Origin of the sequence: Streptomyces dangxiongensis (assembly GCF_003675325.1) — a bacterium.
GTDB lineage: Bacteria > Actinomycetota > Actinomycetes > Streptomycetales > Streptomycetaceae > Streptomyces > Streptomyces dangxiongensis.
Genome location: NZ_CP033073.1, coordinates 6,750,126 through 6,769,719 on the forward strand (window position 1 = coordinate 6,750,126; position 19,594 = coordinate 6,769,719).

Below are 19,594 nucleotides of genomic sequence, written 5' to 3' on the forward strand. Positions count from 1 at the left end.
ATTGTGACCGATGGGTAAAGCATGCTCCGTCCTATTTGCTGCCGTTTCTACAGTCGGCCGGCCACCGCCGACCGGCCCGTCGTTCGTGCGGCCTGCCCGTGCGCCGCTACTGGCCGACCCGGCCCGGCCGCAACGTGCGGGTGAACAGCACCGCGCCGTCCTGCTCGCGCAGCCGCACCGTCAGCTCGCCGCTGCCCCCGTCGATGTCGACCTCGCCGAAGAACTGGTAGCCGCCCGCGGGTGAGACGTTCGACGCCGTCGGTGCCTTCACGAAGACCCGCTCCGGGCCGAAGGTGCCGTCCAGCGCGCTCGCCGGGAACGCGCCGGCGTTCAGCGGTCCGGAGACGAACTCCCAGAACGGCTCGAAATCGGTGAACGCGGCCCGCGACGGCTGGTAGTGCTGGGCGGAGGTGTGGTGCACGTCAGCCGTCAGCCACACCGTGCCGGTGATCCGCCGGTGCTTCACGAACCGCAGCAGCTCGGCGATCTGGAGTTCCCGGCCGAGGGGGGCGCCCGGGTCGCCCTGGGCCACCGCCTCGAAATCGGGACGGTTCTCCGTCGTGTCGGGCACCACCAGCCCGATCGGCATGTCGGCGGCGATCACCTTCCACACCGCGCGCGACCGGGCGAGTTCCCGCTTGAGCCACTCCAGTTGCTCGCGGCCCAGGATGCCCTGCGGGTCGACGGTCTGGTCGTCGGGCGAGTTGGCGTTGCGGTAGGTGCGCATGTCGAGTACGAACACGTCCAGCAGCGGGCCCTGACGCAGTACCCGGTGGACGCGGCCCTCACGGGCACCCGGACGCAGCGTGGAGACCGGGGCGTACTCGCTGAACGCCCGCCGGGCCCGCGCCGCGAGGACGTCGATGCTCTTCTCGGTGTACCGGGTGTCGGAGGAGGCGATCATCTCGCCCGGGTACCAGTTGTTGCGGACCTCGTGGTCGTCCCACTGGACGATCGAGGGTACCTGGGCGTTGAAACGGCGGAGGCTGGCGTCGAGCAGGTTGTAGCGGAAGTTGCCCCGGTACTCGTCGAGGGTCTCGGCGACCTTCGACTTCTCCTCGGTGGTGACGTTCCGCCAGGTGCTGCCGTCGGGCAGGGCCTGGGTGGCGGCGATCGGCCCGTCGGCGTAGATGGCGTCGCCGCTGCACAGGAAGAAGTCGGGGTCCAGCTTCGCCATCGCGTCGTAGATGCGGTAGCCGCCGCGGTCGGGGTTGATGCCCCAGCCCTGGCCTGCCAGGTCGCCCGACCACAGGAAGCGCACGCCGTCCCGGCGGCGCCGGGAGACCGTGCGGAACGTGCCGGTCACGGGTTCGCCGGTGCGGCGCGGGTCGTCGGGGTCGGCGAGCAGCACCCGGTAGTGGATCTGCTCGCCGGACGGCAGGCCGTGCAGCCGGGTGGTGCCGGTGAAGTCCGTGCCGGCGTCCAGCAGCGGACCGTGCCATCTGCGCGGGTCGCGGAACGACTCGGTGGCCGAGGTCTCCACGACCATCCGGGCCGGCCGGTCCGAACGCACCCATACCAGACCGGAGTCGGCGGTCACGTCACCCGTCTGCACGCCCCAGCCCGCCCCGGGGCGTCCGGAGCGGGCGAACGCCGGTGCCACGCCGAGGCCGACGGGCAGGGTCAGGGCCGCCGACGTGACGAGCGAGCCGCGCAGAACACTGCGGCGGCCGGGGAGCGGGCGGTGGGACATGGCTGCGCCTCCAGGGACGGGATCCGGCCGGTGTGCAGAGCCACACCTACTGGGGCGCCGCGGCGCGCGCGCGAACGCCGGGTGAACAACGGCCCGCGCCGGCCGGCCGTCGCTCGTCCGGTCCGGTGGCTCAGCGGCTGCCGTCCAGGATGACCCGGGCGATCAGCGCCGGGTCGTCGTTCATCGGGCAGTGCCCGCAGCCGGGCAGCCGGACCAGCCGGGCGTGCGGGATGAGCTGCTTGGCCCGGACGCCCTGGCGGCGCACGAGAATACGGTCCCGGGTCCCCCAGGCCACCGTGACCGGCAGGCCCGGCAGAGCGTCGGCGAACCGGACGGTGGAGCCCGCCCGCAGGGTCGCCTCGAAGCCGGCGGCCCCCACGAGCGCGAGCGTCTCGGCGACCACCGCCTCCGGGGAACGGCGGCCGGGGCGGGCGTAGATGGTGCTGGTCAGTGCCGTCCGGCCGGCCGCCGTACGCGCCAGCCGCTCCACCAGGGGCAGCGGGAGCCGCTGGGCGATGCCGCGCATCGTGAGCAGCACCGTGAACGCGTACCGCCGCTCGGCCTCCGTCCAGAACCCGGCCGGCGACAGGGCGGTGACGGAGCGTACGAGCTTCTCCCGGCCCAGCTCCAGCGCGAGCAGGCCGCCCAGCGAGTTGCCGGCGACGTGGGGCCGGTCCAGCTCCAGCGCCTCGAACAGGGAGCCGAGCACGGTGTGGGTGGTGGGCAGGTCGTAGGCCAGCCCGTCGGGCAGGGCCGGGGACGCGCCGAAGCCCGGCAGGTCGACGGCGATCACGTCGCGCTCGGTGGCGAGGATGTCCACGACCGGGTCCCAGGCCTGCCGGTGGTGGCCGATGCCGTGCAGCAGGACCAGCGGCTCGCCGCGGCCCACGCGCGCGTAGGACACGGTCACGTCCCGCGGGCCGTGCGGCGTGGGGACCGGGAAGGAGACGGTGGCGGACATGGGGGTGCTCCTCGTCTGGGCTGCTGACGGATCCGTAGACAGCTTGTCAGCAATTACTACCGGCGGGTAGCCCCTGGTGTCCCTCCCGCCCGGCACCCGGGAGCCCGCCCGCACCCGCCCCACTCCCGGAGCAGATCATTCCGGGTGGACACCGGCAGATGTGTCGGATGAGATGGGGCCGTGACCGCAGACCTCGCCACCGACGTCTTCGAAGAACACCGGCCCTTCCTCATGGGCGTCGCCTACCGCATGCTCGGTCGCGTCGCCGACGCCGAGGACGTGGTCCAGGACGCCTGGCTGCGCTGGTACCGGGCCGACCGCACGGACGTCCGCGAACCGCGTGCCTACCTGGTGCGCATCACCACCCGCCTGGCCATCGACCGGCTGCGGCAGGTGCAGTCGCGCGGCGAGGCGTACGTCGGGCCGTGGCTGCCGGAGCCGTACCTCACCGAATTCGGCGACACCGCACCTGACTCCGCCGACCGTGCAGTGCTCGCCGACACCGTGTCCCTGGCCGTCCTCGTCGTCCTGGAATCGCTCTCACCGCTGGAGCGGGCGGTCTTCGTGCTCCGGGAGGCGTTCGGCTATCCGTACGCCGAGATCGCCACGCTGCTCGACCGCGGCGAGGCGGCGGTACGGCAGCTCGCCGGGCGCGCCCGCCGGCACGTCGCGGAACGGCGCCCGCGCTACGACGTCGACCCCGCCCGGCGCCGGGACCTGACCGAACGCTTCATCGCCGCCGCGGTCGAGGGCGACCTGGAGGGGCTGATGTCCCTGCTCGCCCCGGACGTCCAGTTGGTCGGCGACAGCGGCGGAAAGGCCAAGGCGCCGCTGCGGATCCTGCACACCGCCGACAAGGTCGGCCGCTTCCTCGTCGGCGTCTCGCGGTCCGGCCCGCCGGGACTCGCCTTCCGGCTGGTGGAGACCAACGGAGGCCCCGCCGTGCTCATCATCAGCGACGACCGGCCCGACAGCCTGTTCCAACTGGACATAGCCGACGACCGGGTCACGGCCGTGTACGTCGTCCGCAACCCGGACAAGCTGCGCTCCCTCGCCGCCCGCTGAACCGGCCCCTCCACGAGCCCCCGTCGCAGGCGGATTCAACAAATCGACGCAACACGTGAGTGGTTGTGATCGGTGTTCAGTGCCTCGTTCAGGCGCTCGGCTGGGGTCTCCCAGTCGAGCGCCTTCCTGGGCCGGTTGTTGAGTTCGGTGGCCACGGCCTCCAGGTCCTCACGGGTGTGCCTGGAAAGGTCGGTGCCTTTCGGGAAGTACTGTCTGAGCAGTCCGTTGGTGTTCTCGTTGGAGCCGCGCTGCCACGGGCTTCGCGGCTCGCAGAAGTACACGGGCACTCCGGATGCTTCTGAGAAGGCGTAGTGGTGGGCCATCTCGGCTCCTTGGTCCCAGGTCAGCGAGCGTTTGAGGCTGGCTGGGAGTGCCTTGACGGTATCCAGCAGGGCGTCGCGCATGCGGCCGGGCATGTAGCCGTCCGGGAGGTGGACGAGCAAGGTGTAGCGGGTGCTGCGCTCCACGAGCGTGCCGATCGCTGAGCGGCCCTTCGCACCGATGATCAGGTCGCCTTCCCAGTGACCCGGGACGGTGCGATCATCGGCTTCGGCGGGCCGCTGGCTGATCATGGTCATCGGGTGAAGGAATCGCGGCTGCCGCTGATCGGGCTGCCTGCGCCGCTTGCGCATGCAGCGGCCAGTGCGCAGGCGCCGGGAGATCTCACGCCACACACCGTCTCTGGCCTGTGCGTATAAAGCTCGGTAGATCGTCTCGTGGGAGACATGCATGTCGGGCCGGCCTGGGAACTGGCGCCGTAGCACGTGTGCGATCTGCTCGGGGCTCCACCGTTTGTCCAGGTGTTTCTGGATGAAGTCCCGCAGCTCCGGGGTGCCGTGGATCCGACGCGGCTTGGGGCGTCGGCGGCGTGTCTCAGCCCGCTTGTGAGCGGCGAAGGGGCGGTAGTAGGCGGGGTGGCGCGGGCTGACGTCGGGGTTGCAGTTGCGCCGGATCTCACGGCTGATGGTCGAAGGGCTGCGGCCCAGTTCAGCGGCGATCTTCCGGATCGAGAGCTTCTCCCTGCGCAGGTCGGCGATGCGGCTCCGCTCGTCCTCGGACAGGTAGCGGCCAGAGACCGCGGGCCGCCGCACCCTCTCCCCGTTGAGAGGGTGCGGGACGAACATGCGCGTCTCGCCCGTGAGGGGCTGGACCGCCGGCCTGGTCCTCTTACCCGGCCGTGAGGTGCCCCTCGAACGCTCACTGCGTCCGTTACGCCACTCACGCCCGGTTCTGGGGTTAATGCCGACAATGCGACAAGCTTCCTCGTTGCTCACGCCCTGGCAAACGAGGTCGAAGTACTTCTGTCGCGCTTCGATCCGTGGTCGCCCTCGCCAGGCACCGCCGTTGGTCATCGCGTTCCCGTGCCTCGGGTGTTGCGACGATCAGTAGAACCCAAGGCACGGCGGGGGCTCTGCCGTGCCGTGGTGACTCCGCTGTACGACAGGGGTTTTGCCGCGATGTCACACACACCGCCGCGCGCGAACGGCTCGTGAACGCTCCGCGGCGGGTCCGTCACGGGTTGCCCACCGGACCGAGGATTGGTCTTGACCAAGGGTGGCGGCAGCCCTATGGTCGCAGAGAAGTGCAACAACCTTTAATAAACAAGGGCGCTAAAAGCCGCCGGACCACGGCTCTTGCGGAGGACAGGGTGGGGACCACTCAGCTCGAATCGGTGCCGGAACCGAAGTACTGGCATCTCAAGACCGTGCTCACCGAGGCACTGGACTCGGAGTTCTCGGTCGGCGAGATCCTGCCCAACGAGCGTGACCTCGCGGCCCGCTTCGGCGTGGCGCGCGCGACGCTCCGCCAGGCGTTGGAGCAGTTGGAGCTGGAGGGCCGGCTGCAACGCCGCCGCGGGGTGGGCACGACCGTCGCGCCCCCGCGCGTCGGCGTGGCCGTCGGTACCGAACAGCACACCTGGCCCGGCGCCGCCGCGGACGACTGGCAGCCCCTGGACAGCGTCCAGGCGCCGCCGCCCGCCGCCGTCGCCGCGGCCCTGGAGACAGGCCCGGACGAGACCGTCCACATCGTGCGCCGCTCCCGCATGTCCCACGGCCAGCAGGTCGGCACCGAGCTGCTCTACATCCCGGCGGCCTCCCTGCCCGACCTGACCGCGATCGACGCCCCGTCCGGCACGGCACGCGCGCGTGCGGTGCTGCGCGAGTTGCAGCACCTGCCGCTGGAGGGGGAGGACCGCGCCGTCGAGCTGGGCTCCGCGCGGGCGGAGGACGCCCGGGAACTCGACCGGCTCCCCGGCTCGCCCGTCCTGGTCGTCACCACCCGCTTCTTCGCCCAGGGCCGTACGGCGGCCCTGTCGGTCGCGACCTACCGCGCCGACACCTGCCGGCTGACCTTCGGCGAGTCGACGGGCGTGGAGATACACCACGACCCGGAACGCCAGGCGTCCTGACACACCATCCGCCCCGGGCGCTCGAAGGTACGCAGCCCGGGGCAGCGTCCCCGCGGGGCTGCGCGTAGCCAGCGGACAGCGCCCCCGCCGGGCGCCCCCAACCGGCACGCTCGCCCCGCAGCGCCCGTGCGGCCGAGCACGCCGGCGGCCCCAGCGGCCCGGCGGCCCCGGCGGTCCGAGCACTCACCGTCCCGGCGGCCCGAGGATCCCGGCGGCCCGACTACCGCGCCCGGCGCCACGGCGGCCCGAGGACCCCCGCAGCCCGCGCCGCGCCCCGCGCCCGCGCCCCCGCGCCGCTCAGCGGCGGGCCGTTACCGTGGCGTCCACCGCGAACAGTTGCTCCTCGACGTGGTCCATGGCCAGGCGCAGTGCCCCGGTGGCGACGGCCGCCTCGCCCAGGAGCGACAGGGCCACCTGCGGCGGACGCAGGCAGTAGCGGGCCAGTTCGCGGCGGAGCGGCTCAAGGACACCGTCCAGGCCGGCCGCCCAGCCGCCGATCACGACGAGTTCGGGATCGAGCGCCAGCACCAGCGCGGCGACGTCGTGCACGAGCCGCTGGATGAACCGTTCGACGGCCGCCCGCGCCCGCTGGTCGCCCTCGCGGGCCAGCGCGAACACCTCGGCGACGGCCTGCTCGTCCAACGGGTGCAGCGGTTCGTCGGTGGTGGACAGCAGCGTCTCCGGCGTCGCCTCCCGGCCCAGCAGATGCAGTGCCCCGATCTCCCCGGCCGCCCCGCCGTACCCCCGGTGCAGCCGCCCGCCGATCAGCGCACCCGCCCCCGGGCTCAGCCCGGCCAGCACGAACACCACGTCGTCCGACTCGCTCGCCGCGCCCTTCCAGTGCTCGGCGACGGCCGCCGCGTTGGCGTCGTTCTCCACCAGCACCCGGGCACTTGAAGGACCGGCTCAGCCGCTCGCCGAGCTTCAGGCCGGTCCACTGCGGCAGGGCCGTGCTCAGCCGTACCGTGCCGTCCGCGTCCACGATGCCCGGCGTGCCCACGCCCACCGCCCGCAGCGAACCGCGCGCGACGCCGGCCCGGCGCAGCAGTTCCGCGACCGCCCCGCGCAGCCGGTCCAGCCGCTCGTCCGCCGGGGCCGTTTCGTCGACGTCCTTGGCCTGCGCGCCCAGCACCCGGCCGTCCAGCGCGGACAGCACCGCGGCGACCCGGTGCGGCCCGATCTCCAGGCCCAGCAGATGCCCCGCCTCGGCCCGGAACCGGAACCGGCGGGCGGGCCGGCCCTGCCGGCGCGCGCCCACCCTCGTCGGCCGCCGCCTCGACGACGAGACCACCCTCGATGAGCCCCTCCACGACACCCTCGACGGTCGGCCGGGACAGCCCGGTGACGCGGGTGATCTCGGTGAGCGTCGCGCAGTCCGTCGCGCGCAGCGCGTGCAGCACCACCGCGGAATTGATCCTCCGCAGCAGCGAGGGATCGCCGCCGGTCAACTGCCCCACCGTCCGTCCTCCCAGCTCGCGGCCGTGTTGGCCGGATCGTACTCGGCCCGGTCCGCCCCGGCGAGTGCCCGCTTCCGCCCGCGGCAGGCGCCACTCGCTCACCCCGGCTCCACGAAGCCCGACTCGTAGGCCGCGATCACAGCCTGGGTGCGGTCGCGCGCCCCCAGCTTGGCCAGGACGGCACTCACGTGGGACTTCACCGTCTCGGTGCCCAGGAACAGCCGGGCGGCGATCTCCGCGTTCGACAGCCCCCGCGCCATCAGCCGCCGCACCTCCGCCTCCCGCTCGGTCAGCCGGGCCCGCTCCAGCGCGGCCCGTGCCGGACGGCGGCCGTCGCCGTACCGGGTGGCGAGGCGCCGTACGGAGGCCGGGAACAGCAGCGACCCGCCCTTCGCCACGAGCCGTACCGCGTGCACGATCTCGGCCGGCCGGGCCCGCTTCAGCAGGAACCCGTCGGCGCCCGCGCGTAACGCCTCGTACACGTACTCGTCGTCCTCGAACGTGGTCACCACGAGAATCCTCGGCGGCTCGGCCACCGTGCGCAGCACCGCGCGCGTGGCCTCGATCCCGTCCAGCAGAGGCATCCGCACATCCATGGCGACCACGTCCGGCCGCAGTCGCCGGACCAGCGGGACGACCGCCGCGCCGTCGGCCGCCTCGCCCACCACCTCGATGTCGGGCTGCGCCGTCAGCACGGCCCGCAGACCCGCGCGGACCAGGGGTTCGTCGTCGACGAGGAGAACGGTGACCGGCATCCGGCCAGCGTAGATCAGCCGAGGGGCAGCTCCGCGCGCACCTGCCGGTGGCCCTCGTCCGGACCGCTCCGGGCGGTGCCGCCGAGCAGCGCGTCCCGTTCCCGTGTCCCGCGCAGACCGCTGCCCCGCCCGGAGCCGGACATCGGCCGGGGCAGCGGGTTGCGGCCCTCCAGCGCGAGCGTGCCGCCGGCGACCGAACGGCCTCGACCGGTCCACCGCCGGTACCGCCACGATCGGCGGCGAGGCCTGCGCCCGGCTGCGCGATCCCCTGCACCGGGTGGGAACCCTGCTCGACGCCCGCGCCGCGCACGGTTCCCGCACCGCCCGCGACCATCTGCGGGCCCTCGCCGTCAGTAACCGCATCCCGGCCGGCCGTGTCGTGTCGACACCGTCCTGGAGGAGACCGGACCGGCCCCGGTGGCGCGGCGCCGGGTACGGACGTACTCCCTCGGCATGCGCCAGCGGCTGGGCATCGCCGCCGCCCTGCTCGGGGAGCCCGAGGTCGTCCTGCTCGACGAACCCGCCAACGGCCTCGACCCGGAAGGCATCGTCTGGATCCGGACGCTGCTGCGCCGGCTGGCCGCGGAGGGCCGCACGGTCCTTGTCTCCAGCCGTCTGATGGGCGAGACCGCCGCGTTCGCCGACCACCTGCTGATCCTCGGCCGGGGCCGCCTGCACAGCACCTGGAACGGCACCCTCGGTCCGTGGAGGGGACTCGCGGTGACCGCGCTGTGGACGGCGACCGCCCTGGTGGCGGGCGGGTGGAGCCAGCGGCGCCGGGACGCCTGACGGTCGGCGGGGCCGCCTGACGGGCCGCCAATTGTCAGTGGTGCCCGCTTTACTGGACGGCATGGACATCGCGACGTGTCTGGACCTCATCGACCTGCTGTGCGCCCGGGAGTTCCCGGCCGCGCGCGGCCGGACGGAGCACGGCGAGAGCGGGCCCGGCTATCACATAGCCGCCTTACGGACGGGCGGGGACCTCCTCGGCGGAGCGGACGGCGGCGACGGCGACGGCAGCGAGCGGGACGAGACGGAGGCGCAGTACGAGGCCGACCGGGACGGCCTCGCCGAGCGGCTCGGCGAGCGCTGGGGACAGCCGCATCACCTCAGCCTGTACAGCGTGTTCGACCGGACGGTGGCGGGCGAGGACATCGCCGAGCCATGGGCCGGGCTCAGCGGTCACGTCCCCGACGTCAAGCTGTGGCGGGCCCCGGGGGCGGACCGCTGGGTCGCCCTCGGGGTGTCCCGTTGGGACAAGGAGCTGCCCTGTCAGCTACTCGGGATAGTGACGGAGGCCGACCCGCCGTGACCGGCCGTGTCCGCCGCCTCCCGCAGCCGGGCGAACTCCTCCGCCATCGTGGCCGCCGTCCAGTGCGCGTTGAGCCCGCTGGGGTTGGGCAGCACCCACACCCGGGTGCCGCCGATCGTCCGTTCCTGCGGACCCACCCGGGCCGTGCGGTCACCGAAGGCGGCGCGGTAAGCGGTCACTCCGACGACGGCCAGCCACCTCGGCCGCAGCCGCGTCACCTTCTCGGTCAGCAGCCGTCCGCCCTCGGCGTACTCCTCGGCGGTCAGCTCGTCCGCCCGGGCGGTCGCCCGCGCCACCATGTTGGTGATGCCGAGCCCGTGCGACAGCAGCTCCGGCTGCTCGGCCGGCTTCAGCAGCCGGGGCGTGAACCCGGACAGGTGCAGCACCGGCCAGAACCGGTTGCCGGGCCGGGCGAAGTGGTGGCCGGTCGCCGCCGTCATCAGACCCGGGTTGAAGCCGCATAAGAGCACCCGCAGACCGTCCGCGACCAGATCAGGGACGAGACGGTCGCGGGCGGCCTCCAGGTCCGCCTGGGTGAAGCGGGGGACGCGGGGGGTGCGGGGCGCGGTCAGAGGATCGCTCCGGGGGTGTATCCGGCGGCCTCCGGGTGCCGCTCGACGATGTCCTCGATCCGGCCGGCGACCAGGGCGACCTGGTCGGCGGCGGCGCCGGTGAAGGACAGCTTGTCGGCCATCAGCGCGGCCAGTTGCTCGCGGTCGAGCGGCAGCCGCTCGTCCGCGGCGAGCTTGTCCAGCAGGTCGTTGCGCTCGGCGCCCTGCTCGCGCATCGCGAGCGCGGTGGCCACGGCGTTCTCCTTGATCGCCTCGTGCGCGACCTCGCGGCCGACACCGGCCCGCACCGCGCCCATGAGCACCTTGGTGGTGGCCAGGAACGGCAGGTAGCGGTCCAGCTCACGGGCGACCACGGCCGGGAAGGCGCCGAACTCGTCGAGGACGGTCAGGAAGGTCTCCAGCAGGCCGTCCAGCGCGAAGAAGGCGTCCGGCAGCGCGACCCGGCGCACCACCGAGCAGGACACGTCGCCCTCGTTCCACTGGTCGCCCGCCAGCTCGCCCGTCATCGAGGCGTAGCCGCGCAGCACGACCATCAGACCGTTGACGCGTTCGCAGGAGCGGGTGTTCATCTTGTGCGGCATCGCCGAGGAACCGACCTGGCCCGGCTTGAAGCCCTCGGTGACCAGCTCGTGCCCGGCCATCAGCCGCACCGTCCTGGCCAGCGAGGACGGCCCCGCCGCCAGTTGCACCAGCGCGGTGACGACCTCGTAGTCCAGCGAGCGCGGGTAGACCTGGCCGACCGAGGTGAAGGCCTGCGAGAAACCGAGGTGCCGGGCGATCCGGGTCTCCAGCTCGGCGAGCTTGCCGGCGTCGCCGCCCAGCAGGTCCAGCATGTCCTGCGCGGTGCCGACCGGTCCCTTGATGCCGCGCAGCGGGTAGCGGCCGAGCAGCTCCTCCACGCGCCCGTAAGCCACGAGCAGCTCGTCGGCGGCGGTCGCGAAACGCTTGCCCAGGGTCGTGGCCTGCGCGGCGACGTTGTGCGAGCGGCCGGCCATGACCAGCTCGGCGTACTCGCCGGCCAGCTTGCCGAGGCGCGCCAGCACGGCCACCGTACGGTCGCGCATCAGCTCCAGCGAGAGCCGGATCTGCAACTGCTCGACGTTCTCGGTGAGGTCGCGGGAGGTCATGCCCTTGTGCACGTGCTCGTGCCCGGCGAGGTCGTTGAACTCCTCGATCCGTGCCTTCACGTCGTGCCGGGTGACCTTCTCGCGCTCGGCGATCGAGGCCAGGTCGACGGTGTCGAGGACACGCTCGTAGTCGGCGATCGCCTCCTGCGGCACCTCGATGCCGAGGTCCTTCTGGGCCCGCAGCACGGCGAGCCAGAGCTGCCGCTCCAGTTTCACCTTCTGCTCGGGGGACCAGAGCGTGGCGAGCTGGGCGGAGGCGTAGCGTCCGGCGAGGACGTTCGGGATGCGGGGCTTGGCGGGCGCAGAAGTCACGTGTCCAGAGTCTACTGGCGGTTCGTGCAGGCCAGCGCCACGGGGGTGTTCGGCGGAAGCTACGAGACCCGCGTCACTCGCCCGTGTTTCCCGCGGCAGGACGCTACGCCTGCCTCTCGTGCGGCAGCAGGACGCTACGCCCGCCCCTCGTACGGCAGCAGGTCCGGGCGCTTGGGCGGGCGGCCGTCGCCCGACGAGCGGCCGGTCAGGCGGCGGCCTATCCACGGGAGCAGGTGCTGACGGGCGAACCGGGCGTCGGCGACCCGGCGCGACACCCAGCCCGGCGGGAGCGTCTGCGCCATGGGCACATGCCACTCGGCGTCCTCCGCCTCGTGGCCGAGCGTCTGCCACACCGCCTCGGCGACCCGTCGGTGGCCCTCCGCCGTCAGGTGCAGCCGGTCCACGTCCCACAGCCACGGGTCGGCCAGCGCGGGCGCCCCGTACAGGTCGACCAACAGGGCACCGTGCTTGTCCGCCAGCTCCTCCAGGCAGGCGAACAGCTCCTCCATGCGCGGCCGGAACCGTTCCAGCACCGGGCCCCGGCGGCCGGGGCTGCGCATCAGCACCAGCCGCTCGCAGGAGGGCGTCAGCCGCTCCACGGCCTCGGTGAGCAGATCCCGGACCCGGTTCATGTCGCACTTGGGACGCAGGGCGTCGTTGAGGCCGCCGACCAGGGTGATGACGTCGGGCCTCATGGCCGCCGCCAGGGGCACCTGCTCATCGACGATCTGCCCGATCAGCTTCCCGCGCACGGCCAGATTGGCGTACCGGAACCCCGGGGTGCGGGCGGCCATCCGCGCGGCGAGCAGGTCGGCCCAGCCCCGGTAGGAGCCGTCGGGCAGCAGGTCCGACATGCCCTCGGTGAACGAGTCACCGACGGCGACCAGGCTGGTGAAGGGGGGAGGAGTGGGATTCGTCTGCATGGCGACAGCGATGGTATCCCGGCCTCATACCTGCCGGTCGGTCGGCCCGGCACAGCCTCCGGGCGCGGGGCCGGGCCGGGGCCGGGGGCAGGCCGGGGCGGGGGTCAGGTCTGGGCCGGCTGGCCGAACAACTGGCGCAGCACGTCCTCCATGGTCACCAGGCCGGCCAGCCGGCCGTCGTCGCCGAGCACGGCCGCGAGATGCGTACGGCCGCGCCGCATCGCGGTGAGCACGTCGTCCAGCGGGGTCCGCTCCCGTACGCGCGCGATGGACCGCATGTCGCCCAGCCGGAACGGCAGGTCCCGCGGTGTCATGTCCAGCGCGTCCTTCACATGCAGGTAGCCCACGATGCGGCGGCCCGCGTCGACCACCGGGAAGCGGGAGAAGCCCGACTCGGCCGACAGCCGCTCCACCTGCTCCGGGGTGACGCCCACGCGCGCGTAGACCACGCGTGCCAGCGGTACCACCACGTCCCGTACCGGGCGGCTGCCCAGCTCCAGGGCGTCGTGCAGCCGTTCCTGCGCCCGGTTGTCGATCAGGCCCGCCTCACTGGCGTCCTTCACGATCTCGGCCAGTTCGGAGTCGGTGAAGGTCGCCGCGACCTCGCCCTTGGCCTCCACCCGGAGCAGCTTCAGCAGACCGTTGGCGAAGGCGTTGACCGTGAAGATCACCGGCCGCAGCGCCCGGGACAGCGCGACCAGGGGAGGACCGAGAGCCAGCGCGCTGCGCACCGGCTCGGCGAGCGCGATGTTCTTGGGGACCATCTCGCCGAGCAGCATGTGCAGGTAGGTCGCGACCGTCAGCGCGATCACGAAGGACACGGCGTGACCGACGCCCGCCGGCACGCCGGTCGCGTGGAACACCGGCTCCAGCAGATGCGCGATCGCGGGCTCGGCGACCACACCCAGCACCAGTGTGCACAGCGTGATGCCGAGCTGTGCGGCGGCCAGCAGGGCCGACACGTGCTCCAGGCCCCACAGCACGCTCCGCGCCCGCCGGTCACCCTCCTGGGCGAGCGGCTCGATCTGTGAGCGGCGCACGGAGATGAGCGCGAACTCGGCGCCGACGAAGAAGGCGTTGACGACGAGGGTCGCCAGGCCGATCAGTAGCTGCAGGACGGTCATCGGGTCCCCTCCGGCCTCTCGTCGGTCCGTCCGCCGGCCCTCTCGCCGGCTCGTGCGTCGGCTTGCCCGTCGGCTCGCGCGTCATTTCCTGCCCCGGCTCTCCCACCGGTGCTCCCGTCGGCTCGTGCCCCGGCTTTTCCGCCGGTGCTCCCGTCGGCCCGGGCGCCGGCTTTCCCGCTCGTGCTCCCGGCGGTGCTCTCGTCGTCCAGAGGCGCGTGCAGCAGTACGCGGGCGGCCCGGCGGCCGGAGGCGTCGGACACGTCCAGCCGCCAGCCGCCGATGTGCACGCTGTCGCCGGCCGCGGGTATCCGGCCCAGCTCGGTGGCGACCAGGCCGGCCAGCGTCTCGTACGGCCCCTCCGGGAGCCGCAGCCCCACGCGCGCGAGCTGGTCGGCGCGGGCGGCACCGTCGACCAGGTACAGGGCCCGGCCCTCGCCGTCGGCGCCGGCGGGGGCGAGACCGGACGTCTCGTGCGGGTCGTGCTCGTCGCGTACCTCGCCGACGACCTCCTCGACGATGTCCTCCAGCGTCGCCACGCCGGCCGTGCCGCCGTACTCGTCGATCACGACGGCCATGGTGCGCCGGCCGCCGAGCCGGTCCAGCAGCCGGTCGACGGTCAGGGACTCGGGCACCAGCAGCGGCTCGCGCATCACCTGGGCGACCCTGCGGTGGCGCCGCTGGTCCGCGGGAACGGCCAGCACGTCCTTGATGTGGGCGGTGCCGACGACGGAGTCCAGGCTGCCCCGGTAGACCGGGAACCGGGACAGGCCGGTGGCCCGGGTCGCGTTCGCCACGTCCTCGCAGGTCGCCTTGAGGTCCAGGGCGACGACCTGGACGCGCGGTGTCATCACGTTCTCCGCGGTCAGGTCGGCCAGGTTCAGCGTGCGGACGAACAGCTCGGCCGTGTCCGGCTCCAGGAAGCCTTCCTTGGCGGAGTGCCGGGCGAGGGCGGCCAGCTCCTGGGGCCCGCGCGCGGAGGCCAGCTCCTCGGCGGGCTCGAAGCCGAACCGGCGTACGAGATGGTTGGCCGTGTTGTTCAGATGGGTGATGAAGGGCCGGAACGCCGAGCTGAACCAGCGCTGTGCGTTCCCCACGCGCAGGGCCACGGCCAGCGGCGACGAGATCGCCCAGTTCTTAGGCACCAGCTCGCCGACGACCATCAGGAACACCGTGGACAGGGCGGTGCCCAGCAGCAGCGCCGCGGAACTCGCCGCGCCGGCGGACAGACCCATCGCCCGGAACGGGCCGGCGAGCAGCTTCGCGATCGACGGCTCGGCGAGCATGCCGACCACCAGGTTGGTGACGGTGATGCCGAGCTGGGCGCCGGAGAGCTGGAAGGTCAGGTTCCGTACGGCCTTCAGGGCGCCCGCGGCGCCGCGCTCGCCGCGCTCGGCGGCCCGCTCCAGCTCGCCCCGCTCGACCGTGGTCAGCGAGAACTCCGCCGCCACGAAGGCGCCGCAGGCGATCGACAGCAGGATCGCCACCAGAAGGAGGAGCACTTCGGTCATCGGGTCACCCCCGTCCCATGGTCGGACAGGGCAGGGGAGGACGCGCGGGGTCGCGCACGGGGAGGCTCGCCCATGGGCGGACGCTCACAACCTTTCATAGTGGGCCGAGTGCTCCCTCAAGAGTAAAGGATGGGCAAAAAAGCGTCCGGTCCCGCTCGGTGAGCGGCTTCCCCCGGGGCGCTCGCGTCAGCCGGCGAGCGGCTTCACCCAGCGCCGCCAGTGTTCCTCCGGCCCGTATCCGGCGGCCTGCCAGGTGTGGTGCGCGGTCTCGTTGCGGACCAGCACCATGGCGTCCGCGCGCCGGCCGCCGAGGCGTACGAAGCGCTCCTCGGCGGCGGCCAGCAGCGCCGAGCCGATGCCCTGCCGCCGCCACCGCGGGTGCACCGCGAGCCGGTGCAGATGGCACCGCCAGCCGTCGAAGCCGGCGATCACCGTGCCGACCAGCTCGCCGTCCCGCTCGGCGACGAGGAGCGCCCCGGGGTCGCGGCCGACCAGGTGTTCCACCCCGGCGCGGTCGTCGCTGATGCTCGTACCCTCGGCGGCCGTCCGCCAGAAGGCCAGGACCGAGTCGAGGTCGTCGGGCACGGCGGCACGTATACGCGAATCGTTCATACGATCATCGTGCGGGTCGCCGTCCGGGCGGTACCGGGGTTTCCGTCATGCGGACTCCTCCTCGCGCAGCCGGGCCAGCACCGGCGCGAACGCCTCCATGCTCGGTTCCAGGACGGTCACGTACGAGAAGCCGAACCGTTCACGCTGCGCCCGCACCTTGGCGACCACGTCCTCCAGCGGACCGGCCAGCACGATGGGCAGGGCCAGGGCGTCGTCGAGGGTCAGCCGGGGCTGCCGCTCCAGCAGGGGCCTCAGCGCGGGCTCGGGGTCGTCGGCGACGGCCACCTGCTGGACCAGCAGGTTCAGCTCGGCGGGCGCCGGCCGGTCGGCGGCCAGCGCGCGGTAGCGGGCCACGCGCTCGTCCAGCTCGCCGGCGCCGAGCGGATCCAGTGAGCCGGGCGTCTTCCCCGGCCGGGCTCCGGTGAAGGCCGCGATGTCGGCGTGTTCGGCGGTCAGGCGCAGCATCCGGTCGCCGTTGGCGCCGATCAGCACCGGCACCCGGTCCTGGGCGGGCCGTGGCTGGTGCTCCGGGGAGCCGAGCAGCCGGTCCAGCTCCGCCACGGTGTGCCGCAGGCGGTCCACCCGTTCGCGCGGCGAACCGTAGGGCAGCCCGGCCGCCTCGTGTTCCGTCTGCACATAGCCGGTGCCGAGACCGAGTTCGAGCCGGCCGCCGGTCAGCGCGTCCGTGGTCGCCACCTCGCGGGCCAGCAACGCCGGGTTCCAGAAGCCCGCGTTGAGCACGAACGTGCCGAGCCGGGGCCGCTCGGTCGCCTCGGCCGCCGCCACCAGGGCGGGGAACGGCGCGGTCATGCCGAGGTGGTCCGGGACGAGGATCACGTCGTACCCCAGCTCCTCGGCCCGGCGGCACTTGGCGCGCCACTCGGCGGCGGGCGCGGGCGTGAGCAGGTTGACTCCGAAACGGAACGGGCGCGGCATGAACTCTCCCCAGGAGAAAACGACTTGAGCCGGTCCCGATTCCATCACGTCCGCGGTGAAGTGATCAGTCGAACCGATCAGCCGTAGTGAGCAGTCGAAGTCCCCCCTCCAAGTCCGCCCGCCACGCCCCCCCCCGCCACGCCCCCGCCACGCCCCCCGTCCGGGTCACCCGTCAGTGATCCGTCCGAGTCGTCCGTCGGGACGGTCAACCGGAGCGATCAGCGGGCGTGAGGGATCGGCGAGCGGCCGGCCGACGGGGTCATTCGTGGGCGATCGCCGTCAGCACGTTCATCCGCGACGCACGCAGCGCCGGCAGCAGGGCCGCCACCACACCCACGACCGCCGAGCCGACCACGACCGCGACGATCGTGCCCCAGGGGATCGCCAGCGCCGTCAGCCCGCGCAGCGCCAGCACCTGCTGCATGCACACGCCCCACACGAGCCCCAGCGCCAGCCCCAGGACCGCACCGAACACCGCGATGACCACCGACTCCAGCCGGATCATCCGGCGAAGCTGCCGCCGGCTCAGCCCGACCGCCCGCAACAGCCCGATCTCCCGGGTCCGCTCCACCACCGACAGCGCCAGGGTGTTCACCACGCCGAGCACGGCGATGACGATCGCCAGCCCCAGCAGCGCGTACACGAGGTACAGCAGCACGGCGATCTGGCTGTGCACCAGCTCCTTGTAGTCGGCCTGGTTGCGCACCTGTACCTGCGGGAACGGCTTGAGCGCCCGCTCCAGCCGGGGCCGCAGGTCCGCCGGTCCCGTACCGGGGGCCGCGTTCACGTAGAGAGCGGAGTCCTGCCCGTTCGGCATGTACGTCCGCAGCGTCCCGAGGCCGAGGAGGACGCCGCCCTGGGTGCCGAAGGACTCGGCCGACTGCTGGGCCGTCAGCGCGCCGACGGTCAGCTCCGCCCGGCGACCGCCCGGGAACTCCACGGGCAGCACACTGCCGACCCGCACGCCGTGGTCCCGGGCGTAGTCGGCGTCCATCGCGAGGTGCCCGTCGGCCAGGGCCGCCGCCGAACCGCCCCGCGCGTAGGTGAGGTGCGCGACGTCGTCCAGGCCGGGGCCGTACCCGGTGGCGGTGGTCCTCACCCGCTCGCCGTCCGGCAGCCGTACGGCGACGGGGGTGAGCCGCTGGGCCACGACCAGCCCGGCACCGGGCGTCGCGGCCACCCGGTCGCCGATCTCCCCGGTGAACGGCGTGAAGTTGGCGCTCTGGACGACGAAGTCGGCGCCCAGCGTCCGGTCGATCTGCCGGTCGAAGGACGCCGACATCGAGGCGCTCGCCACCGACATCCCGCCCACCAGGGCCAGGCCCACCATCAGGGCCGCGGCCGTGGCACCGGTACGGCGCGGATTGCGCAGCGCGTTGCGCTGGCTCATCCGGCCGACCGGGCCGAACAGCGCGGGGAAGGCCGAGCCCAGCACCCGGATCACCGGCCGCACCAGCAGCGGCCCGGCGACCACCGTCGCGACGAGGGTCAGCACCACACCGAGCCCCAGCAGGGAGGCCGCCAGCGCGGTCCGCGTGGCCGCCGCGCATCCGGCCAGCGCCGCCGCGCCGGCGGCCCCGACCACCGCCCCGGCGATCGCCCGGCCACGCAACGACCTGCCCACGCCGGCGACCTCGGCATCCGCGAGCGCCGCCATCGGCGAGACGGCCGCGGCGCGCCGCGCCGGCAGATAGGCGGCCACTAAGGTCACGCCGAGCCCCACCACGTAGGCGGCGACGGGCGTAGCCCAGCCGATCACCATCCCGGTGCCCCTCAGGTTCATCCCGACCGCGCTGATCAGCCGGATCAGTCCGAAGGCCAGCCCGATCCCGGCGGCCAGACCGAGCGTCGAGCCGAACAGCCCCAGCAGCAGTGCCTCGGTGAGCACCGACCGCCGTACCTGCCGTCGGTCCGCGCCCAGCGCCCGGAGCAGGCCCAGTTCGCGGGTGCGCTGCGCGATCAGCATGGAGAACGTGTTGACGATCAGGAACACGCCGACGAGCAGGGCGACACCGGCGAACCCCAGCATCACGTACTTGATCACGTCGAGGAAGGTGCCGAGGTCCGCCGCGGCCGACTTGGCCTGCTCACCGGCGGTCCTCAGCGCGTACGTCCCGGTGCCGATCGCCGCTCCGATCCGCCGTCGGAGTTCCGCGTCGGACACCCCCTCGGCCGCGTCCACCGAGATGCCGGTGGCCCGCGCGGACGATCCGAGCAGCTCCCGGCCGGCCACCGCCGGGTCCAGGTAGATGCGCGCCGCGCCCGGATTGGTCGTGGTGAAGGTGGCGATGCCGACGACCCGGACCCGGAAGGTGCCCGGCTGCGCCTGCACCGTCAGGGCGTCCCCGATCCGTACCTGCCGCCGGCCGGCCGTGTCCGCGTCCAGCAGCGCCTCGCCGGCCCCGCGCGGTGCGTGGCCGGAGGTCAGCCGCACCGGGCTGCGGCCGGTCGCGTACCAGGCACCGGCGACGGTGGGGGCGCCGGTGGTCGGGCCGACGGGCCTGTCGTGGCGGTCGACGACCACGACGTTCCGCACCGACACGTCCGCGCGGGCCGCCGCGACACCGGCGACCCTCGCCACCCGGTCCCGCAGCGCGGCCGGCACGGTCTGCACCGCGCCGCTCGCCCGGGCCGACCGCAGGTCCCCGCGCGGCTGGACCGTCACATCGGCGGCGGTGGAGGCGAACAGCCGGTCGAACGTGCGGGTGACGGTGTCGGAGAAGATCAGGCTGCCGGCGACGAACGCCACGGACAGGACCACGGCCAGTGCGGACAGCGCCAGCCGCCCCTTGTGGGCGAGGAAGCTCCGCAGAGTCGCCCTGAGCAC

At 73.3% G+C, this 19,594-nt stretch carries 16 protein-coding genes and 2 pseudogenes; 4 read left to right on the top strand and 14 right to left on the bottom strand.

Annotation, left to right across the window (positions count from 1 at the left end; genetic code table 11):
• Nucleotides 1-106 precede the first annotated feature (106 nt).
• Together D9753_RS30580 and D9753_RS30585 are read right to left on the bottom strand one after the other, a co-directional pair.
• Nucleotides 107-1,693: an alkaline phosphatase D family protein gene (locus D9753_RS30580; RefSeq protein ID WP_121789936.1), complete on the bottom strand. Its 1,587-nt coding sequence runs from the start codon at nt 1,691-1,693 to the stop codon at nt 107-109.
• A 130-nt stretch (nt 1,694-1,823) separates the two neighbouring features.
• Complete coding sequence (locus tag D9753_RS30585) at nt 1,824-2,654, bottom strand: alpha/beta fold hydrolase (RefSeq protein WP_121789937.1); 831 nt, start codon at nt 2,652-2,654, stop codon at nt 1,824-1,826.
• A 180-nt stretch (nt 2,655-2,834) separates the two neighbouring features.
• Between D9753_RS30585 and D9753_RS30590 the strand changes: the two genes are divergently transcribed.
• Complete coding sequence (locus tag D9753_RS30590; protein ID WP_121789938.1) at nt 2,835-3,719, top strand: RNA polymerase sigma-70 factor; 885 nt, start codon at nt 2,835-2,837, stop codon at nt 3,717-3,719.
• Between the two features lie 35 nt (nt 3,720-3,754).
• Here the strand turns inward: D9753_RS30590 and D9753_RS30595 are convergent, their stop codons facing one another.
• Nucleotides 3,755-4,993, bottom strand: coding sequence for an IS30 family transposase (locus tag D9753_RS30595; RefSeq protein ID WP_449455872.1), 1,239 nt, complete (start codon nt 4,991-4,993; stop codon nt 3,755-3,757).
• A 374-nt stretch (nt 4,994-5,367) separates the two neighbouring features.
• Here D9753_RS30595 and D9753_RS30600 point away from each other — a divergent pair, with 374 nt between their 5' ends.
• On the top strand, nt 5,368-6,129 hold the full coding sequence (locus D9753_RS30600) for a GntR family transcriptional regulator (protein WP_121789940.1): 762 nt from the start codon (nt 5,368-5,370) through the stop codon (nt 6,127-6,129).
• 297 nt (nt 6,130-6,426) lie between these two features.
• Here the strand turns inward: D9753_RS30600 and D9753_RS30605 are convergent.
• From D9753_RS30605 to D9753_RS38260, 3 genes and pseudogenes are all read right to left on the bottom strand, one after another.
• Nucleotides 6,427-7,586, bottom strand: a pseudogene (locus D9753_RS30605) (ROK family protein).
• A gap of 98 nt (nt 7,587-7,684) precedes the next feature.
• Nucleotides 7,685-8,341 (bottom strand): response regulator transcription factor, encoded by a 657-nt coding sequence (locus tag D9753_RS30610; RefSeq protein ID WP_121789941.1) that lies wholly within the window; start codon nt 8,339-8,341, stop codon nt 7,685-7,687.
• 14 nt (nt 8,342-8,355) lie between these two features.
• Nucleotides 8,356-8,484, bottom strand: coding sequence for a hypothetical protein (locus D9753_RS38260; RefSeq protein WP_394346828.1), 129 nt, complete (start codon nt 8,482-8,484; stop codon nt 8,356-8,358).
• On the opposite strand from D9753_RS38260, the pseudogene D9753_RS30615 reads away from it, so the two are divergent.
• Nucleotides 8,445-9,016 (top strand): annotated as a pseudogene (locus tag D9753_RS30615) (ATP-binding cassette domain-containing protein); the annotation flags it as partial. The gene D9753_RS38260 and the pseudogene D9753_RS30615 sit on opposite strands and share 40 nt — an antisense overlap.
• Nucleotides 9,017-9,191: 175 nt before the next feature.
• Nucleotides 9,192-9,653 carry a hypothetical protein gene (locus tag D9753_RS30620; protein ID WP_121789942.1) on the top strand — a complete coding sequence of 154 codons (462 nt, stop codon included), beginning with the start codon at nt 9,192-9,194 and terminating at the stop codon, nt 9,651-9,653.
• Here D9753_RS30620 and mug read toward each other — a convergent pair.
• The 8 genes from mug to D9753_RS30660 form a co-directional block, all read right to left on the bottom strand.
• Entirely contained in the window at nt 9,614-10,177 is a 564-nt protein-coding gene (mug, locus tag D9753_RS30625) for a G/U mismatch-specific DNA glycosylase (RefSeq protein ID WP_163010971.1), read from the bottom strand. The two genes, D9753_RS30620 and mug, sit on opposite strands and share 40 nt — an antisense overlap.
• A 44-nt stretch (nt 10,178-10,221) precedes the next feature.
• On the bottom strand, nt 10,222-11,664 hold the full coding sequence (gene purB, locus D9753_RS30630) for an adenylosuccinate lyase (RefSeq protein ID WP_121789944.1): 1,443 nt from the start codon (nt 11,662-11,664) through the stop codon (nt 10,222-10,224).
• A 134-nt stretch (nt 11,665-11,798) separates the two neighbouring features.
• A complete protein-coding gene (locus D9753_RS30635) occupies nt 11,799-12,587 on the bottom strand; it encodes an SGNH/GDSL hydrolase family protein (RefSeq protein ID WP_121789945.1) in 789 nt (262 codons plus the stop codon).
• Nucleotides 12,588-12,691: 104 nt separating this feature from the next.
• Nucleotides 12,692-13,711 (bottom strand): hemolysin family protein, encoded by a 1,020-nt coding sequence (locus D9753_RS30640; protein ID WP_121789946.1) that lies wholly within the window; start codon nt 13,709-13,711, stop codon nt 12,692-12,694.
• Entirely contained in the window at nt 13,708-15,219 is a 1,512-nt protein-coding gene (locus tag D9753_RS30645) for a hemolysin family protein (RefSeq protein ID WP_240468325.1), read from the bottom strand. Before D9753_RS30645 ends, D9753_RS30640 begins: the two co-directional genes overlap by 4 nt.
• A 186-nt stretch (nt 15,220-15,405) precedes the next feature.
• The gene (locus D9753_RS30650) at nt 15,406-15,831 is read right to left on the bottom strand and encodes a GNAT family N-acetyltransferase (RefSeq protein ID WP_121789947.1); all 426 of its coding nucleotides are present in this window, start codon (nt 15,829-15,831) and stop codon (nt 15,406-15,408) included.
• A gap of 45 nt (nt 15,832-15,876) precedes the next feature.
• The gene (locus tag D9753_RS30655; RefSeq protein WP_121789948.1) at nt 15,877-16,767 is read right to left on the bottom strand and encodes an LLM class F420-dependent oxidoreductase; all 891 of its coding nucleotides are present in this window, start codon (nt 16,765-16,767) and stop codon (nt 15,877-15,879) included.
• A gap of 259 nt (nt 16,768-17,026) precedes the next feature.
• Nucleotides 17,027-19,594 carry an ABC transporter permease gene (locus D9753_RS30660; protein ID WP_121789949.1) on the bottom strand — a complete coding sequence of 856 codons (2,568 nt, stop codon included), beginning with the start codon at nt 19,592-19,594 and terminating at the stop codon, nt 17,027-17,029.